Below are 11,966 nucleotides of genomic sequence, written 5' to 3' on the forward strand. Positions count from 1 at the left end.
CAAACACGATTATGTTAATTCAGTTACGATACCAGTAAGCCGCACCAAACAGTAAGCTAAAGGCTTATTTTTAGGAATGTTATACCTGTTCGGTGATTTAATAATCGTAACTTGCTGCTTTCCAAATCAGTCCTGACGGCTTTTTATCACATCTCATCCTTCTTCCCCCGGGCCCCCTTGCCAGTTTGCCTAGACCGCTGTTTTAGATTTGAAATTTGTAGCGCTGGCGCCCATTATTCACCATGCGACAATCGTCGTGTAACCAAAGGTGAAAAACGCAATATGGAATGGATCGCCGATCCCTCGATTTGGGCCGGGCTTGCGACCCTGGTAGTTCTCGAAATTGTCCTGGGGATAGACAATCTCATTTTCATTGCCATCCTGGCGGAAAAACTTCCGCGTCAGCAGCGTGACAAGGCTCGCGTCACCGGGCTTTTACTGGCCCTCGTCATGCGCTTACTTCTGCTGGCCTGCATTTCCTGGCTTTCGACACTGACCCGCCCTCTTATTGCCGTGCTCGGGCATCCGTTCAGCGCGCGCGATATGATTATGCTCGCGGGGGGGATATTCCTGTTGTTCAAGGCGACGATGGAGCTTAATGAACGACTCGAAGGCAAAGATGAAGAACAAAGCCATCAGCAGCGCGGTGCTAAATTCTGGCCGGTCGTTGCTCAGATTGTCGTGCTGGATGCGGTCTTTTCACTCGACTCAGTGATTACCGCGGTCGGGATGGTTGAGCATCTGGCCGTCATGATGGTGGCGGTGTGTATTGCTATCGGCCTGATGCTGTTAGCCAGTAAACCACTGACACGTTTCGTGAATGCGCATCCGACTATCGTCATCTTATGTCTCAGTTTCCTGCTGATGATCGGCTTCAGCCTGGTTGCCGAAGGTTTTGGCTATGTTATCCCGAAAGGGTATTTGTATGCCGCGATCGGTTTCTCCGTGATCATTGAAGGGCTGAATCAGCTGGCACAGTTTAACCGCAAACGCTTTTTATCCTCGCGCCGCTCTCTGCGTGAACGCACTGCAGAAACCGTATTGCGCGTCTTGCGTGGCAAACATGAAGAAGCCGAACTTGATGCTCACTCTTCAAACATGATTGCAGACAGCGCTGACGAAGAAGATGCGATTTTCAACCAGCAGGAGCGTCACATGATTGAACGCGTGCTGGGACTCGGGCAACGCACTGTCAGCAGCGTCATGACCTCCCGCCATGATGTAGACCATCTTGAACTTAATGACCCTGTCGACGTGCTGACGCAGCAAATCGCTGATAACCAACATACCCGTATGCTGGTCACCGAAGACAGCTCCACCGACGAACCGCTTGGCGTTGTGCACGTTGTCGACCTGCTCAAACAACAACTGCTGCAAAATGAACTGGATCTTAAGGCGCTGATCCGCCAGCCCCTGATTTTCCCGGAACAGCTTTCTCTGCTGATGGCCCTCGAACAATTCCGCCAGGCAAAAACGCATTTTGCTTTCGTGGTCGATGAATTTGGTTCTGTCGAAGGGATCGTGACCCTGACGGATGTGATGGAAACCATTGCCGGTAACCTGCCAGAGTCTGACGAAACGCCTGATGCACGGCATGATATCCAGCAGCAGGAGGATGGAAGCTGGATAGCCAACGGCTACATGCCGCTTGACGATCTGGTGATGTATATTTCCCTGCCGGTGGATGAAAAAAGGGAATATCACACGCTGGCCGGTCTGCTGATGGAATATACCCAAAGCATCCCGCAGGTGGGCGCGCAGATACACATTAATGACTATCTGTTTGAGCCTTTAGAAGTCAGCAGTCACCGCATTTTAAAAGTGAAGATCACGCCACCTGATACCGCCTCTGAAGATGATTACGAAGTCTGACTCAATCCTGTAAACAAAACGGGGTGCCTGCGATGGCACCCCGTTTTGTTTATGCTCAGAATTGGCTTAGAAAAGAGATTATTTGTTGAGTAATTTCTCAACATCGCTTTTTTCTTTACTGTCCTTACGCTTGTCGACCCAGTTCTGAAGGGCGCTGCGAGCGCTTTGTTCAAACGTACGCCTCAGTATCTGGTCCACCTGCAGCTGATATCCCATCTGAGCCCAGGGTCCGTAAACCCGCAACGGGATGTCTGTCGTTTTCAGGGTATTGATCAGATTATTGTCACCTTTCCAGCCACCGGTAACGCGGATCAGCAGGTTCATATCCACCTTTTGATTCGACATATCGATTGTTCCGTCACCTTTCGCAGACACCATTGGCGACTGACCTTCAAGATTATTCAGCGTCAGTGTACCTTCGGCCAGATGTCCCTGCGCTTTCAGCGTATCGATCTGGCTATAGTGCTCATACTTTTCAAGTCCCTGAACATTACTGGTATTACGGCTGACCGCCTGCTGAATGAGTTGCTGAATATTAAGGCCATTCAGACGCGCGTTATCCATTGAAAGCTGCCCCTCGCCTTGCCATCGCCGTGCAAAATCAACGGCCGACAACCCTTCTCCGTTAACATTCCCTTGCATAGAGAAGCTCCCGGTCAGGACTTTCGGTAACCCGTAAGCTGTCAGTAAATCACCCAGTTCAATGCTGTCCACATCCGGTGTCAGATGGACCTGAATTTTATTCCCCGTGACATCCAGGGTGCCTGGCAGAGAAAAGCGCCCTGTTCCCAGATTGCCGCTAAATGTCGGCAAGGAAACCTGGCCCTGATGATTGACCGCATTCAGGGCCAGGTTCTGGATTTTCATACCGCGATAAGTGAGATCAGCAACTTTAAGCGCCAGGGTGGCATTGAAGGTTTGCAAATCATTCAGCCCGTTTGGCTGTTCATCCACATCACGGGCGATAACGGGTGCTGACGTCACAGACTGCGCGGTTTGCGACGATTGTTCCTGCGTATCAGGCTGCCAGCCGGAAAGCGCATCAAGATCAAGCTTATCAGCGGTTAAATTGAGCTGATAATCCGCCAGTTCTCCCAGCTTCGCAGAGGCCGTGCCGGAGATCTGATTATCATTGGCCGACAGGGCCAGCTGGTTCAGCGTCAGCATATTGTTATCACGCTGATAGCTCACCTGCATGGAACCATTCCCCTGAAGGCCTTTCACCGGGATATCGGCACCATTGAGTTGATAAGTGAACTTGCTGATGCTGGCAGAGACAGCCTGCGGATAGTGCTGCATATCCAGGTCGGCTTTCATGGTGAACGACAGATCGCGCTGGTCGCGGTTTATGCGACTTGAAAGCTGGATACTAGCCTGACGGTTGTCATTCTTTTCCATTTCCAGATTGATATCACGCACGTTGATCTGCTCGTCATCACCGCGCTGCCAGATGAGTAAACTGTCAGCCACGCTGATTTTATCAATATCAAATTTCCAGCCCGCTTCAAGTTCGGATGCCCCTGGCGCAACAGGCGTTGGCGTAGAAGGTGCGACCGGTGCATTGGGCTGATTCTCTTCCGTTTCCGGCGTTAAACGAATGACGGCGTTTTTCAGCAGAACCTGCTTGACCGCGAGCTGATGAGAAATAAGAGGCCAGAGTTTGACATCCAGCCGCATGTTCTCAGCGCTGACAACCGGTGCCTTAGCCCCAGGCGCGGTCAGAGAGGTCTGTCCGGCAATGATGCTGAGCTGCGGCCAGACATGCCAGCGCAGGGAACCGTTGATAGCCAGTTGATAGCCGCTTTTCACCTCGACCCTCTCTACCATGTACTGGCGGAAATCGTTCGGGTTAATCAGGAATACCAGCGAAGTCATACCGGCAATGATAACCACCAGTAAAATCACCAGTGTTGTCAGGAGTCTTCTCATGCCTTCCTCACGTTTTTATCCGGAAAACGGATAAAAAACAGAATCAGTCTTTATCAATACGACTGGCAATAGCGCTTTGCTGGTCGCGGTATTTCGCATCCTGACGGCTATTGTATGGCCGTGCAGCAGAACCGGATAACGGTTCAAAACTCAGCGCGCCAATCAACATTCCCGGGCGAAGCGCCAGCGGGAGCTTACCTGAATTATAAAACTCGAGAACAATACGCCCTTGCCAGCCCGGATCAATGCGGTGTGCGGTCACGTGCACCATCAGCCCGAGACGCGCCAGTGAAGAGCGTCCGTCCAGCCAGCCCACCAGATCGTCAGGAATGGTGACAGACTCAAAGGTCACCGCCAGTGCCAGTTCGCCCGGATGCAGGAAGAACGCCTCGCCTTCCGGCAACACAATCTCATCACTCATCACTTTATCGAGTGCAGCGCTGACTTCGTCTTTAGGGCCACTCAGATCGATATAACCCGCATTGTGCCCGAGGAAAACGCGAAATCCGTTACCCAGACGCACATCTACCGTTGCACCATTAATCCGTTCAACCGGAGGACGGGGTGAAATACCTAATTTGCCGCTGTCCAGCCAGGCCTCTATATCTCGGTCGCAAAGTCTCATCGTATCTCCGGTATGGTTTTAACGGATTGTTCCGCGATTAATTGAAGAACTGGCTGATTTTAGCCTTGAGGATATCAATCGCAATCCGGTTTTTGCCGCCGCGCGGCACAATGATGTCTGCGTATTGTTTTGAAGGCTCGATAAATTGCAGGAACATTGGACGAACCGTTTTCTGATACTGCGCCATCACAGAATCCATCGAACGACCACGTTCATTGACGTCACGCTTCATACGGCGCATCAGACAGATATCCAGCGGAGTATCGACGAAAATGGAGAAATTCATTTCGTCACGCAAACGTGCATCGGTCAGGAGCAGGATCCCTTCCAGGATAATCACTTTCTTCGGTTTAAGGGTCACCGTCTCAGGCAGACGGGTATGCTCAATGAAGCTGTAGCTTGGCAATTCAATCGCCTGACCAGACTTCATTGCCTGTAAATGCTGGAACAGCAAATTGTGGTCCATCGCACTGGGATGGTCGTAGTTGGTTTTGACCCGCTCTTCCATGGTCATGTGACTTTGGTCTTTATAGTAGCAATCTTCCGGGATCACCCCGATATGCTCATCACCAACCTGATCACGAAGTTCACGGTATAACGTACTGGCGATGAGGCTTTTTCCCGAAGCAGATGCGCCAGCGATACCCACGATGACACACTGATGGAATTTGTCAGACATAAAATTAAAGACCTGATTTGGAAGTTGGAAGGCAAGCACAGATATATGCTTTGAACGCGCCAATTATAAGTACAACACACTGCCCGATGCCAGCGTTAAGGCTGTGTAATCGCTGACATCAGGCAATAATTCACAGAGTTGGGGGATTAAACGGCTCTGAAGGCAATTTCTGTCGGGATGGCATCGCCTTTCCAGAACAGTTGTGACGCAATTTTTGCCGCCAGCTCACGGTAAATTGCCGTGAATTCACTTTCGGGGTTGGAAACGACTGTTGGCTCACCACGATCTAAATCTTCACGCAGGGAAATATGCAGCGGCAATTGCGCCAGTAAATCACAGCGGTATTTCTCAGCCAGACGTTGTGCGCCACCGGTACCGAAAATCGGTTCGTGATGCCCGCAGTTGCTGCACACATGCATACTCATGTTCTCTACAATCCCCAGAACCGGCACATGCACTTTTTCAAACATCACGATGCCTTTCATTGCATCGAGCAGCGCGATATCCTGCGGCGTCGTGACCACTAAGGCGGCGGTAACCGGGATGTTTTGCGACAGCGTCAGCTGAATATCACCCGTACCCGGCGGCAGATCGATGACCAGATAATCCAGATCCGGCCAAAGCGTATCCTGAAGCATCTGCATCAGCGCTTTACTGGCCATCGGCCCGCGCCACACCATGGCATTTTCATCCGTCACCAGATAGCCAATCGAGTTGGTCGCCAGGCCGTGTGCCATAATCGGCGACATGTGCACGCCGTCCGGCGAGGTCGGACGTTCTTCCTCAGTGCCCAGCATATTCGGTACTGACGGGCCGTAAATATCGGCGTCCAGAATACCGACTTTGGCACCTTCTGCTGCCAGCGCCAGCGCCAGGTTCACCGCCGTGGTCGATTTCCCTACCCCGCCTTTACCCGAACTGACCGCCAGAATATTGCGCACACCTTTGATACCCGGCTGATCGTTCGCCCGTTTGATGGTGGCAATATCGTGGCGCAGATTCCACTGAATGGCCGAAGCGCCGGTCACCCGCAACAATTCGCTGCTGGTTTGTTCTTTTAATACATCAAAACCACTGTTCCAGGCGAACGGCAGGGTCAGATCAATATGTAAAACGTCATCCATTAACACGCAGTGATGCAACGCTTTCATCGCGGGCAAATCTTTTTGCAGTGTGGAATGGCGGAAGGTGGCCAGTACGCCGGTCACGAGTGCGCGCAGCCCTGCGGGTGTGGTCTGCTGTGGGGATTGAGATGTCATCCCGGCTCCTTGAAAGGGGGTTATCAGACTATTTATCTATCCATAAGCATAACAGAACACACGTAAGGAGATCCCCCGTTTGTTTACGCGGGGCGGCGCTTTCGGTTAACATCAATGCCCCTGATTTCAACTACAGAAAGCAAGCTCTTACTATGGCTCAAGTCGCGAAAAAAATTTTGGTAACCTGTGCACTTCCGTACGCCAACGGATCCATCCATCTCGGTCACATGCTCGAGCACATCCAGGCTGACGTCTGGGTCCGTTACCAGCGAATGCGCGGCAATGAAGTGCATTTCATCTGTGCGGACGATGCACACGGCACCCCGATCATGCTGAAGGCGCAGCAGCTCGGTATCAGGCCGGAAGAGATGATTGCCGAAATGAGCCAGGAGCATCAGAAAGATTTCGCCGGCTTCGGCATCAGCTACGACAACTATCACTCCACGCACAGCGACGAAAACCGTGAGCTGTCTGCGCTGATTTACGGTCGTCTGAAAGAAAACGGTTTTATCAAAAACCGCACCATTTCGCAGTTGTACGATCCTGAGAAAGGCATGTTCCTGCCAGACCGTTTCGTTAAAGGCACCTGCCCGAAATGTAAATCACCGGATCAGTACGGCGATAACTGTGAAGTGTGTGGCGCAACCTACAGCCCGACGGAACTGATTGACCCGAAATCTGTGGTCTCCGGTGCGACGCCGGTATTGCGTGATTCCGAGCACTACTTCTTTGATTTACCTGAATTCAGCGCGATGTTGCAGGCGTGGACCCGTTCGGGCGCGTTGCAGGAACAAGTGGCAAACAAAATGCAGGAGTGGTTCGAGCATGGTCTGCAACAGTGGGATATCTCACGCGATGCGCCATACTTCGGCTTTGAAATTCCTGATGCGCCGGGCAAATATTTCTACGTCTGGCTGGACGCGCCAATCGGCTACATGGGTTCATTCAAAAACCTGTGTGACCGCCGCACTGACCTGAATTTTGACGAGTTCTGGAAAAAAGATTCCACCACCGAGCTGTATCACTTTATCGGTAAAGACATCGTTTATTTCCACAGCCTGTTCTGGCCAGCCATGCTGGAAGGCAGCGGTTTCCGCAAGCCGACCAACCTGTTTGTGCACGGTTATGTCACCGTCAACGGCGCAAAAATGTCCAAGTCGCGTGGCACGTTCATCAAAGCCAGCACTTATCTGAACCATCTGGATGCGGACTGCCTGCGTTATTACTACACCGCGAAACTGTCTTCACGTATCGACGATATCGACCTGAATCTGGAAGATTTCGTGCAGCGCGTTAACGCTGATATCGTGAACAAAGTGGTTAACCTGGCCTCACGTAATGCCGGTTTCATCGCCAAACGTTTTGACGGCAAACTGGCTGACACGCTGGCCGATGAAACGCTGTACAAAACCTTCACCGATGCCGCTGAAAGCATTGCTCAGGCGTATGACAGCCGTGAATCAGGCCGTGCAATCCGCGAAATCATGGCGCTGGCTGACCTGGCAAACCGCTATGTCGATGAGCAGGCGCCGTGGGTAGTCGCAAAACAGGAAGGCCGCGACGCTGACCTGCAAGCCATCTGCTCAATGGGCATCAATCTGTTCCGCGTGCTGATGACTTACCTGAAGCCGGTTCTGCCTTCACTGTCAGAGCGCACTGAAGCCTTCCTGAATACCACACTGGACTGGGACGCGATTGCCCAACCGCTGTTGTCGCATCAGGTAAATCCGTTCAAAGCGCTGTTTAACCGTATCGAACTGGATAAAGTCACCGCGATGGTTGATGCTTCGAAAGAAGACATCGCAGCCGCCAAAGTACCGGCAACCGGTCCGCTGGCCGATGACCCGATTCAGGAAACCATCACGTTTGATGATTTCGCCAAAGTGGATATGCGTATTGCCCTGATCAAGAGCGCTGATTTTGTGGAAGGTTCAGACAAATTGCTGCGTCTGCAACTGGATCTGGGCGGTGAAACCCGTCAGATTTTCTCCGGTATCCGTTCTGCGTATCCTGATCCGAAAGCACTGGAAGGCCGTCTGACCATCATGGTCGCTAACCTCGCACCGCGTAAAATGCGCTTCGGCATCTCTGAAGGGATGGTGATGGCGGCGGGCCCTGGCGGAAAAGACATCTTCCTGCTCAGCCCGGATTCCGGCGCACAGCCGGGTATGCAGGTTAAATAAAACTCATGACTGCTCCTCCCCCTGCGAAGGGGGAGGTTGGGAGGGGGTTTTACAGACAAAATAAAGAGTTGGAGAAACTTCAGCTTATTTTTTTGACCTTAATACCCCACCCCGGCCCTCCCCTTCGCAGGGGAGGGAGCATAATCACTTCGGCCAGTTCGGCCAAATGGCTTTCGGATACTCTCTGTCGATATCCGATTTCGCCAGCCCGATATCTTTCAATTGATCAGCACTCAGCGAATGCAAAATCTTGCGGCTGACGCGGCGCTCATTCCAGCTATGCACGATAGCAAACAACTGTTTTATCCATCCGCTCTTTTTTTGCGGCATCTGTACTGCCCTGTCCGCCCTCAAGATATCAGCACAAACGCGTGTCTCACATCCGGCAAACTGCCGTTCTTCAATGATATTTTTCATATTCTGCTCCCGTTGACGACCTGACATCAGGATCTTACAAACAGTAAAAACATTACAGATTCAGTTTTTTTATATTTCGACCATACAGATCTGGATCTGATGACAGATTCAGCGTTAGATTGTGTCCATCTGTACTGCTTTCTTTGCGCAGGCGTTGAGGAAAAGATAATGAATCGTTACGAAAATCTGGCAAATGTCTTGAGTGACCGTATTGAGCAGGGGCTGTATCCGGCAGGTATCCGGCTGCCTTCGGTGCGGGTGTTAAGCAGTGAACATGGCGTCAGCGTCAGCACGGTTCAGCAGGCCTACCGCGTGCTGGAAGAAAAACAGCTGGTGGAGGCACGACCAAAATCAGGCTACTTTGTCAAAGATGCACGCTTGCAGGCAGCGCTTCCGGCGGTTTGCCGCCCGACGCAACGTCCGGTGGATATTTCCCAGTGGGATCAGGTACTCGAACTGATTACTTCCCCGCACCGTCCCGGCGTGGTGCAGCTCGGGCGGGGCTCGCCGGATGTCACGGCTGCCACGCTCAGGCCCCTCAGCCGCCTGATGGGGCGCGCCGGCCAGCATCAGAATCTCAACGCGTTTCATTACGACAGCATTTACGGCTCAGAAGAATTACGCGAACAAATCGCCCGTCTGATGATTGACAGCGGCAGCCATATGGATGCCAGCAATATCCTGATCACCACCGGCTGTCATGAAGCACTGTCTATCGCCATCCGTTCGGTCTGTGAACACGGCGATATCGTGGCGGTGGATTCGCCGAGTTTTCACGGGGCGATGCAAACCCTGAAAGGTTTTGGCATGAAAGCGCTGGAAATCCCGACCGATCCGGTGACCGGGATCAGCCTCGAAGCACTGGAGATGGCGCTGGAACAGTGGCCGGTCAAAGCCATACAACTGACGCCCAACTGCAATAATCCGCTCGGTTACAACATGCCTGATGACCGTAAGAAAAGCCTGCTGCGTCTGGCGCAACGCTACGATATCGCCATTATCGAAGACGATGTTTATGGTGAACTGGCGTATCAGTATCCGCGCCCTGCCACCATTACCTCTTTCGATGAAGATGGCCGCGTATTGCTGTGCAGTTCGTTTTCCAAAACGCTGGCGCCCGGTTTACGCGTCGGCTGGATCGCGCCGGGTCGCTATCACGACCGTGCGCTGCACATGAAATACATCACCACCGGCGCCTCGGCTACGCTGCCACAAATCGCTATCGCGGATTTCATCAAACAGGGGCATTATCTGCAGCACATGCGCCGGATACGTAACCAGTACCAGCGCAATCTGTGCACCATGACTGACTGGGTGATGAAATATTTTCCGTGCGGCTCCCGGGTTAGCCGCCCCCAGGGCGGTTTTTTGCTGTGGATCGAACTTGATGAACGCGTGGATACACAGCGGCTGAACCGGCTGCTCGAAGAGCATTTAGTGCAAATTGCCATCGGTTCGATATTCTCTGCTTCTGGCAAATACCGCAATTGCCTGCGCATCAATTATGCACAGCCCCTGACAGCAAAAACTGAACGCGCCATCCAGCAGGTGGGCCTGACGATTTCTCAGATGCTGGAAAACTGCTAAACGTCCATCCGGAGACACTTTTACCGTGCAGATAGAACCGTTACCGCCACTGAACACGCTGGTGGCTTTTGAATGCGTGGCGCGTTATTGCAGTTTTTCCCGGGCAGCCGACGAGCTGAATCTTACCCAAAGCGCCATCAGCCGCCAGATCATTCAACTGGAGGAAATGCTCGGTTGTAAGCTTTTCCAGCGCGCCCAGCGTAAAACGACCCTGACGCCGCGCGGTGAAACCTATGCGCAACAAGTGCGTAAATTACTGGGCGATATTTCGCAATCCACGGCGGAAGTCATGGGCTGGAACGGTTTGCCGCAGGTCACGCTGGCCTGCACCAGCGCCATGAGCGGCCTGTGGCTTTCGTCGCGTCTTTCCTCGTTGCGTCAGTTGCTGCCCGACCTGCAAATCCGCATGAAGATTTCCGACAGCTTTTCAGATCTCAAGTCATCAGAATTTGATCTGGCTATCTTCTATCTGCGCGAGCCACCGCCCGGTTATCACGTACAGGCGCTGTTTGACGAAGTCTGTTATCCGATGTGCTCGCCGGCATTCCTCAGCCGTATGCCACCTGACGCCAGCGCCGCCGATTTACTTGAACAGACATTGCTTATTCAGGATGACCCGCAACGCGAATGGACCGGCTGGCGCGACTGGTTTGCGTCGCAGGACGTCAGCTTCGTCACGCCGCGCAGAACATGGCGGGCCAACAACTATCCGTTTCTGGTGCAGTCGGCGGTACTGGGTGATGGGATTTTGCTGGGCTGGGAAGGACTGGTGCAGGATTACATCAATAACGGCCAACTGGTCGCCGCACATCCCGGCAAACTGGCTGCCGCGGGAAAATGCTACATGCTGACGCCGCAGGACCGGTTCCTCAAACCTGTGGTGCATAAAGTGATTAACTGGTTAAAACAGCCGTAAAATGAATGAATTTGCCAGGCCGGATATCCGGTCTGGCAATGAATATTCAGCAGGATTGACGAGATCATGTTCACAGTGATTTATGAAAAATAATAATAATCCGACATCATAATAAAATATTATGAATTGACATCGGCTGGCGGTATTTTGTTTTTCTCCAGATATCTGCGTTTTCTCGCAGAATTCATACCAATTAATGTGAATAACAGCCAGCATGACTGCGAAATACAGGATGCAAGGTTGAAATCATGACTTAACGAATACAGGCCAAACACGCCGCCGATTATATTAAGATAGGCGTAACTGTTAGCATCAACCGCTAGCCTGCGCATTTGAACCAGCGCATAAGCCAGAAGATAGCAAAACACGCCAATTAAACCGACAACCGTATGCAGTTCCACCGGTCACTTCCCTTTCCAGACGTTGATAGCTGAGAAAAATAAAGCTTTTCAGGGTGTTCTGCCGCGCATTTTTCGCATACCCTCATGATAAATTCTCA

10 protein-coding genes are annotated in these 11,966 nt (G+C 52.1%); 4 read left to right on the plus strand and 6 right to left on the minus strand.

What is annotated here, in order from left to right:
* Positions 1–282 precede the first annotated feature (282 nt).
* A complete protein-coding gene (locus EX31_RS11530; RefSeq protein WP_013575067.1) occupies positions 283–1,872 on the plus strand; it encodes a TerC family protein in 1,590 nt (529 codons plus the stop codon).
* A gap of 78 nt (positions 1,873–1,950) precedes the next feature.
* Here the strand turns inward: EX31_RS11530 and asmA are convergent, their stop codons facing one another.
* The 4 genes from asmA to apbC form a co-directional block, all read right to left on the minus strand.
* Positions 1,951–3,801, minus strand: coding sequence for an outer membrane assembly protein AsmA (gene asmA / locus EX31_RS11535; protein WP_037034877.1), 1,851 nt, complete (start codon positions 3,799–3,801; stop codon positions 1,951–1,953).
* 43 nt (positions 3,802–3,844) lie between these two features.
* Positions 3,845–4,426: a dCTP deaminase gene (dcd, locus tag EX31_RS11540; RefSeq protein ID WP_013575065.1), complete on the minus strand. Its 582-nt coding sequence runs from the start codon at positions 4,424–4,426 to the stop codon at positions 3,845–3,847.
* Positions 4,427–4,463: 37 nt separating this feature from the next.
* A complete protein-coding gene (gene udk, locus EX31_RS11545; protein WP_013575064.1) occupies positions 4,464–5,105 on the minus strand; it encodes a uridine kinase in 642 nt (213 codons plus the stop codon).
* Positions 5,106–5,251: 146 nt separating this feature from the next.
* The gene (gene apbC / locus EX31_RS11550; RefSeq protein WP_013575063.1) at positions 5,252–6,364 is read right to left on the minus strand and encodes an iron-sulfur cluster carrier protein ApbC; all 1,113 of its coding nucleotides are present in this window, start codon (positions 6,362–6,364) and stop codon (positions 5,252–5,254) included.
* On the opposite strand from apbC, the gene metG reads away from it, so the two are divergent.
* On the plus strand, positions 6,358–8,547 hold the full coding sequence (gene metG, locus EX31_RS11555) for a methionine--tRNA ligase (RefSeq protein ID WP_255347860.1): 2,190 nt from the start codon (positions 6,358–6,360) through the stop codon (positions 8,545–8,547). The genes apbC and metG overlap by 7 nt on opposite strands.
* A 144-nt stretch (positions 8,548–8,691) precedes the next feature.
* Here the strand turns inward: metG and EX31_RS11560 are convergent, their stop codons facing one another.
* Positions 8,692–8,877: a DUF1127 domain-containing protein gene (locus EX31_RS11560; protein WP_231576049.1), complete on the minus strand. Its 186-nt coding sequence runs from the start codon at positions 8,875–8,877 to the stop codon at positions 8,692–8,694.
* A 255-nt stretch (positions 8,878–9,132) separates the two neighbouring features.
* Between EX31_RS11560 and EX31_RS11565 the strand changes: the two genes are divergently transcribed.
* Together EX31_RS11565 and EX31_RS11570 are read left to right on the plus strand one after the other, a co-directional pair.
* The gene (locus EX31_RS11565; RefSeq protein WP_013575060.1) at positions 9,133–10,551 is read left to right on the plus strand and encodes an aminotransferase-like domain-containing protein; all 1,419 of its coding nucleotides are present in this window, start codon (positions 9,133–9,135) and stop codon (positions 10,549–10,551) included.
* 25 nt (positions 10,552–10,576) lie between these two features.
* A complete protein-coding gene (locus EX31_RS11570) occupies positions 10,577–11,467 on the plus strand; it encodes a LysR substrate-binding domain-containing protein (protein WP_015689689.1) in 891 nt (296 codons plus the stop codon).
* A gap of 119 nt (positions 11,468–11,586) precedes the next feature.
* Here the strand turns inward: EX31_RS11570 and EX31_RS11575 are convergent, their stop codons facing one another.
* Entirely contained in the window at positions 11,587–11,868 is a 282-nt protein-coding gene (locus EX31_RS11575) for a CBU_0592 family membrane protein (protein WP_013575058.1), read from the minus strand.
* Positions 11,869–11,966 lie beyond the last annotated feature (98 nt).

Source organism: Rahnella sp. WP5 (assembly GCF_000745615.1).
GTDB lineage: Bacteria > Pseudomonadota > Gammaproteobacteria > Enterobacterales > Enterobacteriaceae > Rahnella > Rahnella aceris.